The 19666-nt window shown below is 42.4% G+C and carries 17 protein-coding genes and 1 pseudogene; 10 read left to right on the top strand and 8 right to left on the bottom strand.

Annotation, left to right across the window (positions count from 1 at the left end):
* Positions 1–42: 42 nt before the first annotated feature.
* Genes rhaB through OCV19_RS16600 form a run of 5 tightly spaced genes read left to right on the top strand, consistent with a single transcriptional unit; the run spans position 43 to position 5253 of the window.
* Positions 43–1416, top strand: a complete 1374-nt coding sequence (gene rhaB, locus OCV19_RS16580) for a rhamnulokinase (protein WP_065677832.1) — start codon at positions 43–45, stop codon at positions 1414–1416.
* Between the two features lie 12 nt (positions 1417–1428).
* Positions 1429–2694: an L-rhamnose isomerase gene (locus OCV19_RS16585; RefSeq protein WP_065677831.1), complete on the top strand. Its 1266-nt coding sequence runs from the start codon at positions 1429–1431 to the stop codon at positions 2692–2694.
* On the top strand, positions 2694–3506 hold the full coding sequence (gene rhaD / locus OCV19_RS16590) for a rhamnulose-1-phosphate aldolase (RefSeq protein ID WP_065677830.1): 813 nt from the start codon (positions 2694–2696) through the stop codon (positions 3504–3506). Before OCV19_RS16585 ends, rhaD begins: the two co-directional genes overlap by 1 nt.
* 11 nt (positions 3507–3517) lie before the next feature.
* Positions 3518–3832 carry an L-rhamnose mutarotase gene (gene rhaM, locus OCV19_RS16595; RefSeq protein WP_065677829.1) on the top strand — a complete coding sequence of 105 codons (315 nt, stop codon included), beginning with the start codon at positions 3518–3520 and terminating at the stop codon, positions 3830–3832.
* Positions 3833–3879: 47 nt separating this feature from the next.
* The gene (locus OCV19_RS16600; RefSeq protein WP_065677828.1) at positions 3880–5253 is read left to right on the top strand and encodes a sulfatase-like hydrolase/transferase; all 1374 of its coding nucleotides are present in this window, start codon (positions 3880–3882) and stop codon (positions 5251–5253) included.
* A 386-nt stretch (positions 5254–5639) separates the two neighbouring features.
* Here OCV19_RS16600 and OCV19_RS16605 read toward each other — a convergent pair whose 3' ends face one another.
* Genes OCV19_RS16605 through OCV19_RS16615 form a run of 4 tightly spaced genes read right to left on the bottom strand, consistent with a single transcriptional unit; the run spans position 5640 to position 8192 of the window.
* Positions 5640–6926, bottom strand: coding sequence for an anaerobic sulfatase maturase (locus tag OCV19_RS16605; protein ID WP_065677827.1), 1287 nt, complete (start codon positions 6924–6926; stop codon positions 5640–5642).
* The gene (locus OCV19_RS25010) at positions 6923–7204 is read right to left on the bottom strand and encodes a DUF202 domain-containing protein (RefSeq protein ID WP_065677826.1); all 282 of its coding nucleotides are present in this window, start codon (positions 7202–7204) and stop codon (positions 6923–6925) included. The genes OCV19_RS16605 and OCV19_RS25010 overlap by 4 nt, the downstream gene beginning before the upstream one ends.
* Positions 7201–7566 carry a YidH family protein gene (locus OCV19_RS16610; protein WP_065677825.1) on the bottom strand — a complete coding sequence of 122 codons (366 nt, stop codon included), beginning with the start codon at positions 7564–7566 and terminating at the stop codon, positions 7201–7203. The genes OCV19_RS25010 and OCV19_RS16610 overlap by 4 nt, the downstream gene beginning before the upstream one ends.
* Positions 7563–8192, bottom strand: coding sequence for a Crp/Fnr family transcriptional regulator (locus tag OCV19_RS16615; RefSeq protein ID WP_065677824.1), 630 nt, complete (start codon positions 8190–8192; stop codon positions 7563–7565). The genes OCV19_RS16610 and OCV19_RS16615 overlap by 4 nt, the downstream gene beginning before the upstream one ends.
* 150 nt (positions 8193–8342) lie before the next feature.
* On the opposite strand from OCV19_RS16615, the gene OCV19_RS16620 reads away from it, so the two are divergent.
* The 4 genes from OCV19_RS16620 to OCV19_RS16635 all read left to right on the top strand — a co-directional run bounded on the left by OCV19_RS16620 (position 8343) and on the right by OCV19_RS16635 (position 14117).
* Complete coding sequence (locus tag OCV19_RS16620) at positions 8343–9161, top strand: sulfite exporter TauE/SafE family protein (protein ID WP_065677823.1); 819 nt, start codon at positions 8343–8345, stop codon at positions 9159–9161.
* Positions 9162–9291: 130 nt separating this feature from the next.
* Positions 9292–10443 carry an iron-containing alcohol dehydrogenase gene (locus tag OCV19_RS16625; protein WP_065677822.1) on the top strand — a complete coding sequence of 384 codons (1152 nt, stop codon included), beginning with the start codon at positions 9292–9294 and terminating at the stop codon, positions 10441–10443.
* Between the two features lie 435 nt (positions 10444–10878).
* Positions 10879–12663: a sodium:solute symporter family transporter gene (locus OCV19_RS16630; protein WP_065677821.1), complete on the top strand. Its 1785-nt coding sequence runs from the start codon at positions 10879–10881 to the stop codon at positions 12661–12663.
* Positions 12664–12920: 257 nt separating this feature from the next.
* The gene (locus tag OCV19_RS16635) at positions 12921–14117 is read left to right on the top strand and encodes a right-handed parallel beta-helix repeat-containing protein (protein ID WP_065677820.1); all 1197 of its coding nucleotides are present in this window, start codon (positions 12921–12923) and stop codon (positions 14115–14117) included.
* 88 nt (positions 14118–14205) lie between these two features.
* Here the strand turns inward: OCV19_RS16635 and kdgR are convergent, their stop codons facing one another.
* The 4 genes and pseudogenes from kdgR to OCV19_RS16655 all read right to left on the bottom strand — a co-directional run bounded on the left by kdgR (position 14206) and on the right by OCV19_RS16655 (position 17984).
* Positions 14206–14988, bottom strand: coding sequence for a DNA-binding transcriptional regulator KdgR (gene kdgR / locus OCV19_RS16640; RefSeq protein WP_065677819.1), 783 nt, complete (start codon positions 14986–14988; stop codon positions 14206–14208).
* Positions 14989–15389: 401 nt separating this feature from the next.
* Positions 15390–15575, bottom strand: coding sequence for a hypothetical protein (locus OCV19_RS16645; RefSeq protein ID WP_065677818.1), 186 nt, complete (start codon positions 15573–15575; stop codon positions 15390–15392).
* Between the two features lie 133 nt (positions 15576–15708).
* Positions 15709–16236, bottom strand: a pseudogene (locus tag OCV19_RS16650) (IS3 family transposase); the annotation flags it as partial.
* Positions 16237–16901: 665 nt separating this feature from the next.
* On the bottom strand, positions 16902–17984 hold the full coding sequence (locus OCV19_RS16655) for a glycoside hydrolase family 117 protein (RefSeq protein ID WP_065677817.1): 1083 nt from the start codon (positions 17982–17984) through the stop codon (positions 16902–16904).
* A gap of 447 nt (positions 17985–18431) precedes the next feature.
* On the opposite strand from OCV19_RS16655, the gene OCV19_RS16660 reads away from it, so the two are divergent.
* Positions 18432–19439 (top strand): Ldh family oxidoreductase, encoded by a 1008-nt coding sequence (locus tag OCV19_RS16660; RefSeq protein ID WP_065677816.1) that lies wholly within the window; start codon positions 18432–18434, stop codon positions 19437–19439.
* The last annotated feature ends 227 nt before the right edge of the window (positions 19440–19666 follow it).

Here is a 19666-nt window from a genome sequence, read left to right on the forward strand (position 1 = left end):
TGCTGATTCTTGTATGATGAAATCAAACACTAGGAGGTGGTTATGAATTACTTTTTGGCAGTCGATATTGGTGCTTCTAGTGGAAGGCACTTATTAGCGCATATTGAGAATGAACAAATAGTGCTTGAAGAAATATATCGATTTGAAAATAAACTCTCATCAGTCGATGGTCAACTATGTTGGGAGCTGGATAATCTATTTAGTCATATTCTCGAAGGGCTAAAACAATGTGTCACGATCGGCAAGATACCAAAAAGCGTCGGTATTGACACTTGGGGTGTTGACTTCGTTCTTCTGGATAATGAAGAGAATATTATCGGTAATACGGTATCGTATCGAGATAGTCGTACAAAAGGTGTTATGGATGATATTTGTGATCAAGTTGGGCACCAAGAAATCTATAACAAAACTGCCATTCAGTTTATGGGTTTTAATACCTTATATCAGATGAAGTCTGTGGGTTCAAAAGAGAAGCAACAAGCCTGCTCGTTTTTGATGATTCCAGATTATATCAACTATCTGCTAACGGGTGTTAAAGCGAATGAGTATACCAACTCAACAACAACTCAAATGCTAAATATTGATACTGATGATTGGGATAAAGATTTACTTGAAGTATGTGGTATCAGCAAAGATATCTTCACTAAACCCCAATACCCTGGTCATCAGCTTGGAAACCTTAAATCCTCAATACAAGAGGCGATTGGCTTTGATTGCGAAGTAGTATTACCAGCTTCACACGATACAGCTTCTGCTTTTATTGCCAGTGTTTTAGAACTCGAAGACGATGGTGTAATTTTGAGTTCTGGTACTTGGTCATTGTTGGGCACTGAACTTGAGAAACCGATAGTTTCTGATATTTCTCGTCAAAGCAATTTCACTAATGAAGGTGGTTACGACAAACGATTTAGATTTTTGAAAAATATTATGGGTCTTTGGATCGTTCAAGAAGTTTCACGAATATTGGAATACAGGTATTCATATGCAGAATTAGCCAATCAGGCACGAGAAGCCAGTGATTTTACCTCTGTTATCGATGTCAATAATGAACGCTTCTTTGTGAGTGAAAACATGATCGAAGAAATTGTCGATTATTGTAAAGAAACTGGACAAGACATCCCACAAACAACAGGTGAAGTCTGCATGTGTGTTTATCGAAGCCTAGCCAAGTCTTATAACCAGTACATTGAAGAACTTATCAGTATTACCGGAAAAACCGTAGATAAAGTCAATATCATTGGTGGAGGGTGTAAAAATCAGTTTCTCAATGAGTTAATTGAACAGGAAACCAAGAAAGAAGTTATTGTCGGCCCAGTAGAAGCAACTGGTATGGGTAATATTATTGTACAAATGTTATCCATGGGCGAAATTGCTCATTTAAAACAAGCGAAAAATTATATTAGAAACAGCATTTAATTAGGAATTATCATGGAACAGAGTTTAAAAAATAGATACGAACTGAGTAAGTCACTTTACGCTAAATGGGGCATTGATGTAGATGCTGTTCTTGAGAAATTAAAAGGCGTTAAGGTCTCTATTCATTGTTGGCAGGGTGATGATGTTACGGGCTTCGAGGAAGCGGCTCATGAACTGTCTGGTGGTATCTCTGCTACTGGTAGCTACCCGGGTAAAGCAACAAATGCACAAGAGTTACGTGCTGATTTAGACAAAGCACTGAGTCTAATCCCAGGCAAGCACAAGATTAACCTCCACGCTCTTTATGCAGAAACACATGGTGTAGCGGTTGAGCGTGATGAGTTGAAACCAGAACACTTTGCTGGTTGGGTCGAATGGGCGAAAGAGCGTGCTCTAGGCCTAGATTTCAACCCTAGTATGTTCTCTCACCCGAAAGCGAGTGATGGTTTGACACTGTCTCACCCTGATAAAGAGATCCGTGATTTCTGGATTAAGCACTGTATTGCTTCACGTAAAATTGGCGAATATTTCGGTAAGGAATTGGATCAAACGTGTCTGACAAATATCTGGATTCCAGATGGTTATAAAGACACCCCAAGTAACCGTTTTGCGCCGCGTCAGCGCCTAAAAGATTCTCTAGATGAGATTTTTGCTGTTGACGTTGACGAGCAGTTCAACAAGGATTCAGTAGAGTCAAAGGTATTTGGTATTGGTGTTGAATCTTACACGGTTGGTTCGCATGAGTTTTATATGGGTTATGCGGTCGCGAACAATAAGCTTTGTTTGCTAGACAATGGCCACTATCACCCGACCGAGTCGGTTGCGGACAAGATCTCATCTATGCTGCTTTATCAAGATGAGCTTGCTTTGCACGTTACTCGCCCTGTTCGTTGGGACAGTGATCATGTCGTAACGCTAAATGACGAAGTTAAAGAAATCGCGAAAGAGCTAGTTCGTACAGACAGCTTGGACAAAATATACCTGGGTTTAGATTTCTTTGATGCAAGCATCAACCGCGTAGCTGCGTGGGTATTGGGTACTCGCAATATGCAAAAAGCGCTACTTGAAGCGATGCTTATGCCACATGACAAGCTGACTGAGTTGCAAGATAAAGGCGACTTCACACAGCGCTTGGTTCTGATGGAAGAGCTAAAAACCTATCCAATGGGTGATATTTGGAACTATTTCTGTGAATTGAATGATGTACCAGCAAACGAAGATTGGTTTAGAGCGATCGAGGTTTATGAGCAAGACGTTCTGTTTAAGCGAGGCAAATAATGGATAAGTTAGCATTTATACAAGAGTTTAAAAAGACGACCAACGACGCATGGTTGAAAGGGTGGCATGAGCGTAATGGGGGCAATTTGTCCTACCGTTTGACTCAATCCGAAGTAGAGCAAGCTCGTCCATTTTTTGAAGAAACATCGCAATGGCTGGAGATCGGTGTAACGGTTTCCAATCTTGCAAATGAATACTTTATCGTTACCGGTAGTGGTAAGTACTTTCGAAACGTAGAAGTTTGTATTGAAGAAAATGCTGGAATTATCCAAGTTTCAGAAGATGGCACTCAATACCGAACACTTTGGGGTCTTGTTAACGACGCGAAACCGACGAGTGAGTTGCCTGCGCACCTTATGAATCATTCAGTCAAGTTTGACGCGACGGGTGGAGCGCATCGAGTTGTTATGCACTCTCACACGACAAATTTAATCGCGCTTACCTTTGTTTTGCCGCTGGAAGCTGAGACGTTTACTCGTGAACTATGGGAAATGGCGACGGAGTGCCCAGTTGTATTCCCTGCTGGTGTGGGCATTGTCCCATGGATGGTTCCCGGTGGTCGTGCTATTGCTGAGTACACTAGCGAACTGATGAAAACGTACGATGTGGCTATTTGGGCTCATCACGGTACATTCTGTTCTGCGGAAGACCTAAGTCTCGCGTTTGGCTTGATGGATACCGCAGAGAAGGCCGCTGAAATACTAGTAAAAGTTCTCGCGATGGGTGGCAAACGTCAAACTATTCAACCAGCAGAGTTCAAAGAGCTAGAATCTGCATTTAACGTTACGTTGAATGAAAAAGCATTGGCTTGAGGAGGCGTTAGGTGATTAGAAAAGCGTTTAAACTCAAAGTTAACATGGATCAGTTTGAAGAATACAAAAAGCGTCACGACAATATTTTTCCTGAGTTAATTGATGTACTTAAAGCTGCGGGAGCAAACAACTACTCTATCTTCCTAGACGAGGAGACAGGTTGTCTGTTTGGTTATGTTGAGTTAGAATCTACTAATAAATGGAACGATGTTTCAAAAGCTGAAGCTTGCCAGAAGTGGTGGAGTTATATGGAAGATATCATGGAGACGAATCCAGATAGCAGCCCTAAATCCACAGAGTTAACAGAGATGTTTTATCTAGCGTAACTATGATCCGCTAATGCTATGAAACAAATTAGTATCAAGAGGTAAATATGAACAAGCCGAATATTATTGTAATTTTTAGCGATCAGCAGCGTTGGGATACGTTGGGTTGTTACGGTCAGGAACTGCCTGTAACACCAAACCTGGACGAGCTTGCACGAGACGGTGTTATGTTCGAGAACGCATTCACAGTCAACCCTGTATGTGGTCCTACACGTTCGACAATGCAAACTGGATTGTATCCAACCGAAACTGGTTGTTTCCGAAATGACATTATTCTTCCTCAAGGTCAAAAAACCGTGGCTCACTTTCTTTCGGATGAAGGATACAGTGTCGGTTACGTCGGTAAATGGCACTTAGCTTCAAATAACACTGCTCATGAGGGCTTTGTTGTAGCGGCACCGACAGAAAGCTCAGGTGAAACTATCGATAATTGTTTCACAGCAATACCAAACCAGTATCGAGGTGGTTATAAAGACTTTTGGGTTGCTTCCGATATCCTTGAAGGCACATCGCATGGCTATGGCGGACATATGTTTGACATCGATGGCAACAAGGTAAGTTGGGATGAAGATGTATATCGCGCAGATTTTTTGACTGACTTGACGACAGACTACATCGATAATTACCAAGAAGAGAAGCCGTTCTTTTTATTCTTGTCTTATCTAGAGCCACATCATCAGAATGACAAAAATACGTATGAAGGTCCCCATGGCTCTCAAGAGAAATGGAGTAACTTCAAAGTCCCTGGTGATCTAGAACCGTTTGTTGATGGTAATTGGGCAGAAGAATACCCAGATTATTTAGGTTGTTGTAATAATCTCGACCAAAATGTTGGAAAGATTCGCCAAGCGGTAAAAGATAAAGGCTTAGATGATAATACTGTAATCGTTTATCTGAGTGACCACGGCTCTCACTTCAAGACACGCAATGGTGAATACAAGCGTTCATGTCACGACTCTTCGATTCGTATTCCGTTCGTGATTTACGATCCACGTGCGAAAGCAGGTCAGGTGATAGATGACCATGCAAGCATCATTGATGTAGTTCCAACTCTGCTGAAGGCTGCGGGCGTTAAAGTACCTAGCTACATGCAGGGTCAGCCGCTTCAAGATCTGTATATTGACAACGCTAAGAAGAGTAATGCTAGCTTTATTCAGATCAGTGAGTCACAGATTGGCCGTGCTATTCGTACTGATTCATGGACGTATTCGGTATCAGCTCCGGATCAAAGTGGTTTAATCGAGAAAGACAGCGGGGTGTACCAAGAAGAGTTCTTGTACAACCTAGTTGATGATCCTAATCAGTTAGAAAACTTGGTGGCTAATGAAGATCTGAAGCCGGTGAAAGCGGAGCTAAGAAAGCTTTTATTGGAAGAGATCTATCGTATTGAAGGGGTACAACCGGAAATCATCGAAGCGTAACTGTTGGTGCTGAACACACATTTATATGTTCATTGCAAAAGTCCATAGTGGTAACACTGTGGACTTTTTTATTGTCATCTTTCCAGCAACAGTTTCGATCTCAATGCTAATGGGCACCTTGGAGGTGCAGCCTATGATTCGGCTGTGCAATCGGTTTGTGCTCATTCGTAAGCAACTATGAGGAAACCATTATTGGGTGAGGATAGTTCGTTGATACGGTGGGGTAAATGAAGATATGGTTCGGCGGGAGGTTATACCGCAAGAAAAAAGACGTTGAGTATGAACCTCTATTGGAGTTGAACACGAACTAACTGCGCGGAGCTTCTCCTCTGGAGGGGACTAAAAGTCAAATCCGCCTTCTAAGAAGGCGGGTTTTCACCTAGTTGTTATGCACAACAGCGTTTGTATTTCTTGCCACTGCCGCATGGGCAGGCGTCATTTCTACTCACTTTCTCAGCCTGTTTATTGGCAAACTGTGCCATGATCTCTGCAGGGGACTTACCATTCTTTATTAGCTTCGCCATATAAGCCATCGCATGTTGAGAATGATCGAAGAAACTATAATAGCCCTCACACAAGTAGTTATGGTCGAGTTCCCCTGTTGGTCCAGGCAAAAATCGATGTTTCGGGCAGCCGCCGTGACAGGCGAATCGATATCGACATGATTGGCACTTGCTATTCAGTTGTTTTGACTTGTTGAGTCCGAAGTCGATGGCCTCTTGACTATTGTTCATCGAACGGATGGTGCGGTCATGGATATTGCCTAGTTTGTACTCTGGGTACACATAGTGGTCACATTGATAAAGGTCTCCATTTGCTTCGATGGCAAACGCATGCCCACATCGAGGTGCGAATACACATATAGGGCTGGGTTGACCAAGCCAAGTGGTTAATGTGGTATCAAATTGTTGAACAAAGACGTGTCCAACATCTTTGGTTACCCAGTAGTCGAAGATTGTATTGAGGAATTGACCATAATCAACGGGTTGGACAGACCAAGGTGTGACTTTTCCATATTTTTGGTCTGGATTTACTAACCAGGTATCGTTTGTCAGTTGATCAGATTCTTGTCGTTCAACTAATGGGATAAATTGAATAAAGTTCGAACCAATGCTTTTTAAAAATTGATAGACCCTGAGAGGATGCTTGACGTTCTTGTCATTGACAACCGTGAGGGTATTAAACTCGACTTGATGCTTTTTCAATAGCTCGATTGCTGCGACGACTTTACTGTGAGTCCCCTTACCACTGGTGTTGGTGCGATAGGCATCATGTAGATCTTCAGGACCATCTATTGAAACGCCAATAAGAAAGTTGGCTTGCTTGAAGAGTTCACACCACTCATCGTTGATCAAAATCCCATTGGTTTGAAAGGCGTGAGAAATCGTTTTATTACCCCGATAGCGTTCGCACAATTGAAGTACGGTGCGATAAAAGCCCACACCGAGTAGTGTCGGCTCTCCCCCTTGCCATGCAAACTGAACGGTATCGCCCTGCTGCGCGTCGATATATTGTTGAATAAACACCTCAAGCGTTTCTTCATCCATACGCCAGTTTTTTTGTCTATCTGGATAGAGTTTTTCTTTCTCTAGGTAAAAACAGTAGTCACAGTCGATATTACATACCGAGCCAGATGGCTTGGCCATCACATGACAGTTGGTAATTTGGTTCATTGTAGTTTTCCTATGAAGACATCAGATAGCATGGTTAGGGCGTAGGTCACTGCTATCAGCATTATTATTATTGAAGTTAAAAACTTGATAATTCGCGCATGGGAGAAAGAGCACATGATGGCAACCAGCATTGCGGTTGCACCACATAAATATGTGAGCGTGGCATCTTGAGTTATCGAGACCTTTAGCAATACCACACCAATGGCAAATAGAACCAACTGAGTTCGTAGCCAGGATAGAGCAGTACGTTCAAACTGTAGCCCTTTAACCGCACTCATAGAGTGATGGCCAACGTGATAATGAAGGTGAGCACTAAAATGGTTGCACTAATAATCTTCATGTTCGATGTGTATTTGAGGTCTTGGTTTAGCCTCATCGCTTGTTCGTTGCGAGACCATCGTCGATAAGCATAGATAGCGACCGCTCCAGAGCAGAGGCATAAAAAACACGAGAGCAACAGTCGCACAAGTGGGTTCGCAAGTTCCGGAGTCAGCTGATCGAGAGCAATAGCGCCCGCTAGCAAGGCGAGAGATGTCCTAATCCACGCGAGATAGGTTCGCTCGTTGGCGAGTGAGAAGCGATAGTCTGGAGCGTTCCCTTGCGCACGCCATGGTGATTTTTTCGAGCGGAACTTTTTCATTCAACTTTTTCCTTGGACAACGAGTTAAGACTCGTGAGCTTTGATAGATCGGCAGGATGGGGATTGCGATGGTGGATGCTCAGCACTCCGGATTGTTTGAGTGTTTTGCAAAAACGAATCACAGTCGTCACGTCGGTAGCGCTGTACTCGCTAATTTCGCGATAAGTCCAGGGATAGTGTGGGTAGTATGCGAAGAAATGCTGTATCGCATCGATTATTCGGTTTTTAGCGTTGAAAGCACTAAATTGAACAAGACGTCGCTCAGCTTCCCCTAACTCTTGGCAAACTTCGGTTGTTAACGCTTTGGTTAGTGAAGGGGCCAACTGTTGCAGATCTTCAAAGGTGTGAATATTTACTCGACTAACAACACTGTTCTCCATCGCTCTAGCCGTCGCTGGGTAGCGCTGATGAGTAAACAGAGAGCGATAACCGAAGTATGAGCCCTTCCCGTACAGTCTGAGTAACGATTCTTTTCCGGTTTCTGCCACTTGGTAAAGCCCTATAAATCCACTTTCAACGCGATAAAACCCAGATGCTTTGTTGTTACTAAAGTAGACAGCTTCTTGTTTGCAAACGGTGAGTTTACTGGTCATCTCTTTCAGTGATGTTGGTATCGGTATCGTCATACTGCCGTCATTGCGTGTTACTGGAAGCGATAGTGTACTGCAAAAAAAACAGAAGAAATATGATCAACGCCATAAACTAAACACTAATTGGTACGTTAGATTGTTTTTAGTAAAAAGGTGTTTTGTTTTTAGTGGTAACGGAGGTGGTCTATGCCATTCAATGAGCTGTTGATGAACGTGTGGTCTGCGGATGCAGTGGCTTTGAAGCTGCTTTTAGGAAGCATTTTTGGTTTATGTTTAGGGCTAACCGGGGTTGGCGGAGGAGTGCTGTTAATACCAATGTTGCAGTTATTTTGCGGAATGTCTCCCGTGTTGGCGGTCGGCACAGCAAGTTTGATTTCAGCGATGGTTAAGATCAACGCTTCCCTAGTTCATATAAAAGCTCGGAACGTATCTTGGAACAAGATAGCGCTACTGTTTGTTGGTGCGGTACCGGTTACATTGGTGGTCACTCAGCTGGTAGTTTACTACAGTACACATCCGCTTTACTCGCAAAGTACAGAACAGATGGTGACTTGGCTTGTGACAATTGTGATGGTTGGGTCACTGGTTTCAGTGTTCTCTAAATACAAAAGCATGTCTAAGGTTGAGCCGGGCTTAATTTCAGAGCCTAAAACAAACACCAAAAAAGCGATTGTTTCTGGCATGTTCTGTGGTTCAGTTTTGGGTTCGACGGGTGTTGGTGGGGGCGTTTTGCTTCTCCCTGTACTCAACAATGTGTTGCATTTGGATATTAAGAAAGCCATTGGCTCTTCGGTAGTATTGGCATTGTGTCTGTCTGCCATTGCCGCAGCTGGTTATGCAAAGGGTGGACAGTCAGATATTCATACCGCAATCTTGTTTTTTATCGGTTCATTTCTTGGCGTTCCTGTGGCTGCTCATTTGATGAAACACATGTCTGAACGTCACGTTTATTCGGCGACCATGATTGTTATTTTGGTTAGTTTGATTGCATATCTAATGCTTTAGATATCGAGCTTAGAGTTTGCTTTAAATTACTGTCGCTGGTGAATCAGCGATCCTAAAAGTGTAGGTCGAGTTTAAATAGTCGACCTGTGATTATTTGTAAATATATTGTTGTTAATTACAAGGATTAAATATGGCATTTACTTTGGCACTACCCAAAATAAATATCTCTGGCGAAAATGCGATCAACGAATTGGTTTGTCATTTAGTCTCCAAAGAGGTTGGTGATGGCTTTATTATTGCGGACAATGCATTAAAAGATCTGGGTTTACTTGAACCACTGATTACAGCGCTCAAAGAATCTAATTTGTCTTTCACTTGTTTCACGGATACGGTTCCAAATCCAACTGTAGCCGTTGTTGATAGTGCTTATCAGGCATACAAAGAGTCCGGTGCGAACTACATTATTGGATTTGGTGGAGGTAGTGCAATTGATACCGCGAAAGCTGTAAAGATCCTGACTGCGAATCCACAACCAATCACTCGTTATACAGGGGTGAACAATGTAAAGAATCAAGGCGTACCACTATTTGCTATCAATACCACGGCAGGTACTGCTGCAGAGGTGACCAGTAATGCTGTCATTACCGATGAAAAGAGCAAAGTAAAGTGCGTTATTATCGATAGCAATATTATTCCGGATATTTCTGTGAATGACCCTAGCATTATGGTTGGCTTACCCGCTGATGTTACGGCAGCAACTGGTATGGATGCCCTGACTCATGCTATCGAAGCTTACGTTTCAGTAGGTGCACACACCCTAACCGATCACTCTGCGCTAGAGTCTGTTCGCGTGATTAGTCAATACTTACCTCATGCTGTAGAGGATGGTTCAAATATCGAAGCGCGAGAGAAGATGGCATTAGGTCAGTTCCTAGCAGGTATGGCATTTAATAGTGCTGGATTGGGTATGGTTCACGCCATGGCACATCCAGCAGGCGCACATAAAAACCTACCACACGGGGTATGTAACGCTATTCTCTTGCCACTAGTGTGTGAGTTTAACCGACCACATCGGATAGAGAAATTTGCCAAACTGGCTGTTGCTCTGGGGTGTAAAATTGATGGGATATCTGAAGAGCAGGCGAGTATCGAAGCTGTGAAGGCGATCCGTGAACTTAGCTCGCGTGTTGGTATCCCCGTTGGATTTGGCCAGCTAGGTGTCACAGAAGATGATGTGAAAGCCTGGGTGGATAGTGCGTTGGCAGACCCGTGCGCCGGAGGCAACCCCGTCAGCATGACCCCTGACGATGTGCTCACTTTGTATATCAAGTCGCTTGGGTAGTTAACACCATTACGTTGATTACATGAGCCCGTCATTCAAGGCGGGCTCATTTGTTTGCAATTTTTTAAGGTTTCAAAGGAGAATCATCTTACTGATTGCATTTTTTGACGCGATTCACATTATTGGTCATCCAGAAATGCGAACATTTCTTTGTTATTTAAACCCACGCACTATGCAAATTTTGCCCTCAAAATTACCAAAAATTATCATTTAACTTAGCAAGTATAGATTGTAACTTTACTATGTTGGTTTTAATTGATGGTGAAATTAATTCTCAAAATGAAATTTTTGTGGCTCATAAATAAATGGAATAGATTGTTTATTCTAATTTTTCATGTCACTTATTTATTCAAATGAGATTGTGATTAATGTTCGGATAAAACGGGCAAATTAAAATAAATTACGTTGAAATAAAATAAATGAAAGGGAAGAAACATGATTGATATAGCAATCGTACTGGTTTACTTTGGCTTCCTTGTGGCAATTGGGGTCTTATTTAAATCCTTCAGTAACTCCACAAGTGATTATTTTCGTGGGGGCGGTAAAATGCTGTGGTGGATGGTGGGTTCCACATCATTCATGACAGCGGTTAGTGCCATGACGTTTACTGGCCACATGGGGAAAGCATTAACGGGTGGATTCGCAGTAGCGACAACAGTTTTTTATGCAAACGCACTTGGCTACCTGTGTAACTATCTGTTTTTTGCTGCAAAAGCGCGTCAAATGCGAGTGGATACACCACTCGAAGGCGTACGCATGCGATTGGGTGCCGTGAATGAGCAGGTTTTTACATGGGCTAACGTACCATTAAGTGTTCTTCAGGCCGCGATTTGGATCAACGCACTTGCGGTATTCTGCAGTGCAGTCATTGGGCTTCCTCTAGAATTAACAATCGTAGTTGCCGGTTCTGTTGTGTTGTTTATGTCTCTTGTTGGTGGTAGCTGGGCTGTTATCGCATCAGACTTCATGCAAATGATCATTCTAACGACAATGACGTTGGTAACAGGTGCTGTTGCGATTTGGAAATCTGGTGGCTTAACACCATTGCTTGATGCAGGCCTTCCTGAGCAGCCATTCATTGGTGACGGATACAACCACGCATACTTGTTTGTTGGTTGGTTTATCTTCATGTTTATTAAACAGTTCTTTAGTACGAATAACATGGTGGATTCATACCGTTATATTGCTGCAAAAGACACCAAAAACGCACGAAAAGCGGCTATTCTAGCTGGTACCTTGATGCTTATCGGTCCACTACTATGGTTTGTTCCAGCTTGGTATGTGGCAGCTCACTACCCGGATACAAGCACTTGGGGCTTGGATGGTTTGGGTAACAAAGTCGCCGACGCGACCTATTTTATGTTTGTAAGTCGCGAAATGCCCGTCGGAATGGTTGGATTGATGCTCGCTGCTATGTTTGCTGCAACCATGTCTTCGATGGACTCAGCGTTAAACCGAAATGCAGGTATTATTCTCAAGAGTGTATATCAACCATATTTCTGTAAAAATCACTCTGAGTCACACCTCATTTTTGTGAGTAAACTGCTGACGGCTCTATTTGGTATCATCATCATTGTTTCAGCGTTGTTCCTAACATCATTGAAACAGTTTGGTCTGTTTGATTTAACGATGTTGGTGAGTACGCTAATCGGCTTCCCAATCCTTATTCCGTCGATCATGTGTTTCTTTGTCAGAAAAACACCTGATTGGGCAGGCTGGGGTACGGTTATTGTAGGTATGTGTGTGTCAGGATTTATTGCCATTGTTCTAACACCGGAAGTACTACAATCAATTTTAGGTTTAGATCAGCCACTGACGTCTCGTGAATACACAGAAATGAAGTCGGTAACGTTAGGCTTGATAGGACACATGTTGATTACACTACCGTTCTTTGTTTGCTCACAGTTCTTTTATAAAGGACTACCAGCGAAACGAGAAGCTGAAGTTAAACAATTCTTTACCAACGTAGACACTGAAGTTGTCGTTGAAGATTGTCCAGAAAGTGTTGCGATGGATAATAAGCAAAACACTGTACTAGGTAAGATGGTACTTATCGCGTCTGTCTTTATCCTTTGTCTGACTCTCGTTCCTAACCCTTTGTGGGGAAGAATGCTGTTTGTCTTTATCGCAGCAATTCTAGCACTTATCGGTACCTTGTTAGTTAGGTCTGAACGTAAACTTGAAAGTACAAAAGTAACTCAATCTTCAGCAACCGTTTAGATATAAGATAATACTGAAACCCTTAATGAGTTAATTCTCATTAAGGGTTTTTGGGTTTACAGCGAACCATAGTTATTTTTACATCTGGGATTCTAGTTTTGTGGGCAAATTATGATGTTGCTATGGGCAATAAGTTACCTTGTTGAGTGGTTATTTACATCAATTAATTAGGTAAGATAGATGCGGACGCCTTACTTTCTACTATGACAATAAAAATATTCATATAAATAGTAACTTAAATAAGATGAGACAAACTTATGAACCACAGTCATTTAACAAAAAACCTATCTCTCTTGATTCTCAGCTTAGTATCGAGCACCGTAGCCGCCGAAGACTGTACTTCAGCGCCGATAAACCCAAAGGGTGATACAAGCAAACTTCAAGCTGCGCTCCAACAAGCCACCAATACAGGCACTGAACTGGTACTTACGGGTACTTATTACATCAGCCAAGATACAAAAGTTTACTTGAGAAACGATCTTAAAGTAGATGCTAGCGAGGCTAGCTTTATTGCTACAAAGCAGTTGGATGGTGATATGTTTAGTTTCGATACGCACACCTCAAAATCGGATGAGTGTGGTGGCGCGAGTGTGCTAGCGAACTTTGATTGGACTGGTGGCACATTCAATATGTCAAAAGCCAAGGTTTCTACTGTTGTTCCACTTCGCTACAAAACCCCTGCGGGAAGAGAGGGAACAAAGCAGACAGCAGATGCGCTTTCAATCCGAGGTGCGACAAATTCAGGCAGGAGCAAACTTAACGAGTTACTTATTGAAGATATTGTTTTTATCGGTACTGAAAATGACACTGACCCTTATTATCTAGCTGGTGGAGATAGCGGAATCCTCATGACGGGGGCACTAAAAGCAATTATTAGAAACAGCAGCTTCTTTGGCGTTCGTGATGCAGCAATCTATGTTTCTGCTGGGGGCGTATCAGGAGAATATGGAGATCACTTCACACTGGTTAACAACTACGTTGAAAGAGCTTATGATGGCATCACGAGCAAACGAGGCGCTGATAATATCAAGATGCAAAACAATATCATGAACGATGTCGTAGTAGGTTTGAGTATCAAGAGAGTGTATGACGGTTGGACTGCAACCAACATTAATATTTCTGAAAATAGTGTGTCAAAGTCGGTTAGACCGATTAGTGTAGAGCGAGCTAATGATGTGGTGATAGACAGTAATCGTATCGATAATCTTGGCTCTATTGTTGCTGATTCTCCGAAACCAACAAACAAGTATGGGCAGCAATATGAAGGTATCGCACTCAACGGCGCTCAAGGGAGTAATCGTGTGACGAACAATATAATCAACGGAATCACGCAAGACGACTCACGCGCAAAGATACAACGACATGGGGTATTGTCCTTCGTCCGGAAGATGGTCGAGAAACAACGAATGTTGTTATCGAGGACAACAGTTATTCTAGGCTCGATAAGTGGGTAAATAGAATATCGCTTTAGTCTGCATTTGAGAGTGTCTCTTTTTATCTGAGTGGCTCTTCAGGTTTCGCGACCACGATGAATCCAAAGAGCTAGATTGGGTAATGGTGATACCCGAGGTTCTTAGAAATGTTACGAGCCGCATGATGCAATGAGCTAAAGTAATCGCGTTTTCTTTTTTCATCAAATCGATTTGTCGGAAAAGAGATTGAAATTGCCGCTGCGGCTTCTCCAAATCGGTCAAAAACTGGCACTGCAATACATCGTAACCCTGGCTCTTGCTCTTCAATATCTTCCGCATAATGTTGATGTTTGACCCAATCTAGCTCCGCTAGCAGATGCTCTACAGTTTTGTGTGTTTTGTCTGTGTGAGCTTTGAATTCCACAGGAGAGAGTAGCCCCCTGATTTCGGACTCAGAGAGGTAACTCATGATAATCTTGCCAATTGCGGTACTATAGAGAGGAGCTTGTCGCCCGATTCTAGAATGCATTCGAAAGTGATAGTTTGAATCTACTTTGTGAAGGTAAATGATCGCATCTTCATCGATCACGCCTAGGTGAACGGTTTCATTAAAGGCACTGCAGACAGTCGCCATTTCCTTGTTTGCTGCGTCGACAAGATCAACATGAACAAGCGCTTTTGAACCAAGCTCAAACAGCTTGGAAGTTAGTTCGTACTTCTCTGCATCCCTATTTTTCTGCACAAACCCTAAACTCGTCATCGTTTGTAAAAAACGGAAGGTCGTTGCTTTCGACATCCTCAATTGCTTTGAGAGCTCAGATAGGCCAGCCTCTTTTTGGTCCGCTAAGGCAGAGACGATATTAAATACCTTTAGTACTGAGGAGACGGCTCCTGGCTGGGTTGTTTTTTCCATTTCATGCCCTCGGCTTCGTTTAAATCAAAAAGTCATCACATATAGTTTTGCTAACTCTGCGATCTCATTTTGATAAACTTTAGTGTTGAGTAAAAGGCTAAGGTTTGCAGTGTTGACTGGCAGATTTAGTGCTAGCCTTAATCATTCTAGCCAGGGAGCGGCGTTATAGGTAATTAAGCTTGTACTAGCGCAAGTAGAGGTCTGGTATCAGTTGCGACAAAGACAAGCTTTACCTTGCACTTTGAATATTCACGTATTAGTAGGTCAATGCAAAGCCTGATGGTTATATCTTTGAGTTAAACGAATGTAATGAAAAAAGGATTTATCAGATTTTTTGATCTAACTGATGAATGTCCTCTTTATGATCACAAAGCGATTCGGGAACACATCTTTGATCAAACTTAATTTTCAGATATTGAGCTTTCGTTCATGTAATCTAATACAGAAATGGTCAAACTATTGTCCTCCGACAAGATGTACCCTAGGAGTTCTTCTGGTGGCATTCCATTTACTAAAAGATGTATTTTGGCCGCAAGTTCTTTCATTTCTTTCAGAATGTCTGCCGCAACTTGTGCTTGTTCAATCAATTGAAGTGCCTTATAGATAAAGTGGAAATTTAGCTCGTTACTGAACCGCTACGAAATCGATGGACACAAGCATGCCTGTACGATTACCCAACTATTAGCATATTGATCTGCTCCAGTCAGATTGGACACTTCGCTAAGCGACATTTTGCTTTTCAAAGTTCATTGGGCTTAGGTACCCAAGAGCACTGTGCCTTCTCGTTCGATTATAATCAATCTCTATGTACTCGAAGATCGTTTGGCGCATCTGTTCTCTCGTCATGATCGGCTCGTATTGATTTGCTTTACTTTCATTGAGTGGAAGAAGCTCTCAACACAGTATCCCAACAGTTCCCTTTTCTACTCATACTTTGTATTAGATTGTAAGCACTTATGAGGTCGCGATAGTCTTTCGAACAGTACTGACTACCTCGATCGCTATGAGTATAACCTGCTCAGGGAACCCTCGACGGAATAAAGCCATCGATAAGGCATCACAGACCAGTGAGGCTGTCATTCTAGTATCCATAGACCAACCAATAACTTGCCTTGTATAAAGGTCCATAATGACAGCTAAGTACAGCCAGCCTTCGCTTGTAGCAACATAGGTGATGTCTCCAGCCTATTTTTGATTCGGAGTCGTTGTGTTAAAATCTTGAGCGAGAAAGTTCGGAGCAACGGGCATAAACGTCTACGTCCATGAGTTGTAACGTCAGTGAAATTGGGAGTGATAATGCAACTCGTCATGGACGAGCTCTATACCTCTAAAGATCATCGATATGCTACCACCACCGCTGATATTCAAAAAATGATTTGGATGGGATTAAGTCTTAGCCTCAGAGATATATAATCGTTCTTCGGACAGCTAGGCAGGCAAACATGACAAAAATATCGAAGCCGTCGCGATGTATATGAATACGATTTTTGACTTTGAATGCCCTAACGCAAATCGTTTATGACTTGTTCTATGTTGTTACTAAGTTTGGTCGAGAGGCGATTAATAGAGAAAGAGTCGACCAAGCCAATAAACTCAAGTAAGAAAAAAGTGAGGCAATAGGTCAAGTGCCCATGCTCACTATAGATACTAGCGAAAATAGAGGCACTTAAATACAAGATAAAGTTAATCAAGCTAGTGGTATATGGGGATTGATATGTAGACAGCCACTTCTTGGAGGTAAAAAGGCTTTCTCCAGAAAGCCGCGGTGGATCATATAAAAGCCCATTTTGTATCGTTATTTTTTCACACCAACATAGTCGTGTGATTAGACTATGTTGGCGAGTCAAATCGATGAGGTATCATCTCTAGCACGCAAAGATGGTACCCCTAGTTACTTTAAGGTGCTGTCAGAATTAATTGCTGTTTTGAAAAGTACCAATGTCTAGTACTTGTCGTTTAATACGGTATCGACTGATAAAATTCCAGTTCCAAGACGGGTCATACTTATGGCATAAACCCCACTCTAACCCAGGTTCGAGCGTCGAGTCTGATTCTTCAGAGCGGAAGATCCCCAGCGCTTCAGGCGCCCCTTTGATATAGGACATAATTTCGAAATTTATGCCATCTTTCGCCCATTGAATTGTATTCTTTTCAGGACCATCTGTTGTAATCAGAGATGCGATGCCACCGTTGTAGTGCCATACAGCAACTTCGTGACCACTATTGGATATTGGGTTGTATTCAGATTTGATGTATGGACCTAAGATATCATCCGCTATGGCCACACCATGCTTGATTTCACGCCCCCCCATATTCATCTCTTCGCCCATCGTTTCGCCTTTGTAATATAGGTAGAATTTATTATTGAAGAACATTAAACATGGATCGTGCACCTTGTGGCTATCAAAGCTACCTTTTGATTCCACTATAAATCGATTGTCTTCTTCACCACGCCATTCTCCGTCTTTTGAAGGGCTTAAAATAGGTGCTTCAGTTTTAGTCCATGGCCCAAATGGGTTGTCTGCCCATGCCATTGCGATTTCTTCGTATTGGCGGTTTGTGTAAGGAGACTTGACGGTTTGGTAAACCAGATAGTATTTGCCTTCATGGGCAAGGACTTCAGGGGTAAAGACGGCACGATCATCATACTCACCAGCTTTGCCCGCTTGAATGGCAGGGCCTTGTTCTTTCCAAGTGATGCCATCTTCGGAGCTGGCATGCCACACTTCGGTTAGATCCCAAGGGAACACTTTATCTTTGATATCTCCGGTAAACCCGAGTGTTTCACCTTCGCCCTTTGTATACCAACAATGATAGGTATTGTCGACCTTTATGACCGCGGTGGGATCTCTTCGAATCACACCGTCCTCAAACTCGAAATCGCCTTTGAGATCGATGATATCGAACTCAACCATCCACTCTGGGCCTTTCTTATCGTAGCCCAACTCGATAGCACGACGACTGGCGAGGCTAAGTTTTTTTCTTGAATTGTCCATATCTACCTCTAAGAATAATGTTAAATCCGCATCAAAGGTAAACCAATTCCATCTTTGGTGCAATGAGTAGTAAATAAGAGAGGCAAGTAGCGTGACAAGACGCACGTAATTATGATTATCACGGTATAAACATAACTATATACCGCTTGTATTAGCGCAGTTTACGTTGCAGGTTGAATTTGTTGGTATTTACAAAGGTAAAAAATGACATCCCTTACTATAATGTGAGACTAATAAGTGAAAAAATAGAGTTTTCATGAACAAAAGTCGAGCTATTGGTTTGCCAATACTGCTGTTTTGGTTGTCTGTGTGATTGTGGTCACTGAAATTTATCAAAGTCTCAATTATAAATAGCCCTCATTGGTTAACCGTGGCGTCGTTAAGAAGATGATAAACACGGTTTGATAGTGAATAACGCGAATTAATACACGGTTTGAAGAGGCAAATATGACAACAGTTAGGGTAAAAGAACAGGCGTTGAGAACCATGGCGACTCAAAAGCTTGTAGAATCAGGGTTTTCAGCATCGGACGCGAAGAGTGTGACGGATGTGCTGATATATGCTGACCTAACTGGTGTTCATTCTCACGGTGTTATGCGTCTTGAGCACTACTGTCAACGAGTTATGGCTGGTGGTCTTAATGCTGCTACTAAGCACCAATTCGAATTAATATCACCTTCAGTCGGTATTTTTGACGCTGATGACGGTCTTGGGCATCCTGCACTCGTCGCAGCAACGAAACACGCTATTGAAATGGCGAGTGATACAGGACTTGGATTTGTCAGTATTAAAAAAGCCTCGCATTGTGGTGCCTTATCATATTTTATGAACATGGCAACGGAAGCTAGGATGATTGGCATTGGCATGACTCAAACCGATGCTTGTATGGCACCTCATGGTGGAGTAGGACGATTTTTAGGAACCAACCCCATCGCGTTTGGGTTTCCTGTCGAGGGAGCTCACCCTATGATCATAGACATGGCAACCAGTGCCACCGCATTTGGTAAGTTACTGCATGCGAAAGAAACGGGCAGTCAGATCCCCTTAGGCGTTGCCATTGATGCTGATGGAAATGAAACTACGGATCCACATAAAGTTGAAAATTTGCTGCCTTTTGGTGGTCACAAAGGCTCCGGTATTGCTTTGGCAATCGATGCGTTGACTGGCATTTTAATGGGAGCTAATTACGGTAATAACATCATTGGAATGTACAGTGATTACGATAAGATGCGTGAGTTAGCAAGCTTGGTGATTGTGATTAACCCTGAAAAACTTGGTACAAGGCTATTTGCACGATCGATGGCTTCAATGGTTTGTGAACTAAGAGAAGTCGCACCTGCACCAGGTGTGGATAAAGTGCTTGCGCCGAATGATCCTCAAATGGATTACAAATCAGATTGTTTAGAGAATGGAATTCCTGTCGCAGGGGGGGTATACGAGTTTCTGACCAGCTAGAATCCGTTATTATTTGCGACAAGGCGAGCTTGGTTATCCATGTTCGCCTTTTTTTATACAATATAAGTCGCTTATTATCTTTTTGGCCCTTTTCCCTTATTTTCCTGATTTTTATTATTGGTAAATGATTTTCTTTATATTGCTCATGCCTAGTGCTTTATTCGCCATTCTTCGGGTTTTCACTATATTAAATTGTTTACTAGGCGACATTGGTTGTCCAATTTTAG

Origin of the sequence: Vibrio celticus (assembly GCF_024347335.1) — a bacterium.
GTDB lineage: Bacteria > Pseudomonadota > Gammaproteobacteria > Enterobacterales > Vibrionaceae > Vibrio > Vibrio celticus.

Coding starts and splice junctions, on each gene's coding strand:
- OCV19_RS16635 (WP_065677820.1), top strand. CDS start 12,921: ATGAACCACAGTCATTTAACAAAAAACCTATCTCTCTTGATTCTCAGC.
- rhaD (WP_065677830.1), top strand. CDS start 2,694: ATGGATAAGTTAGCATTTATACAAGAGTTTAAAAAGACGACCAACGAC.
- OCV19_RS16600 (WP_065677828.1), top strand. CDS start 3,880: ATGAACAAGCCGAATATTATTGTAATTTTTAGCGATCAGCAGCGTTGG.
- OCV19_RS16625 (WP_065677822.1), top strand. CDS start 9,292: ATGGCATTTACTTTGGCACTACCCAAAATAAATATCTCTGGCGAAAAT.
- OCV19_RS16610 (WP_065677825.1), bottom strand. CDS start 7,566: ATGAAAAAGTTCCGCTCGAAAAAATCACCATGGCGTGCGCAAGGGAAC.
- OCV19_RS16655 (WP_065677817.1), bottom strand. CDS start 17,984: ATGGACAATTCAAGAAAAAAACTTAGCCTCGCCAGTCGTCGTGCTATC.
- OCV19_RS25010 (WP_065677826.1), bottom strand. CDS start 7,204: ATGAGTGCGGTTAAAGGGCTACAGTTTGAACGTACTGCTCTATCCTGG.
- OCV19_RS16605 (WP_065677827.1), bottom strand. CDS start 6,926: ATGAACCAAATTACCAACTGTCATGTGATGGCCAAGCCATCTGGCTCG.
- OCV19_RS16620 (WP_065677823.1), top strand. CDS start 8,343: ATGCCATTCAATGAGCTGTTGATGAACGTGTGGTCTGCGGATGCAGTG.
- rhaB (WP_065677832.1), top strand. CDS start 43: ATGAATTACTTTTTGGCAGTCGATATTGGTGCTTCTAGTGGAAGGCAC.
- OCV19_RS16585 (WP_065677831.1), top strand. CDS start 1,429: ATGGAACAGAGTTTAAAAAATAGATACGAACTGAGTAAGTCACTTTAC.
- kdgR (WP_065677819.1), bottom strand. CDS start 14,988: ATGGAAAAAACAACCCAGCCAGGAGCCGTCTCCTCAGTACTAAAGGTA.
- OCV19_RS16630 (WP_065677821.1), top strand. CDS start 10,879: ATGATTGATATAGCAATCGTACTGGTTTACTTTGGCTTCCTTGTGGCA.
- OCV19_RS16615 (WP_065677824.1), bottom strand. CDS start 8,192: ATGACGATACCGATACCAACATCACTGAAAGAGATGACCAGTAAACTC.
- OCV19_RS16660 (WP_065677816.1), top strand. CDS start 18,432: ATGACAACAGTTAGGGTAAAAGAACAGGCGTTGAGAACCATGGCGACT.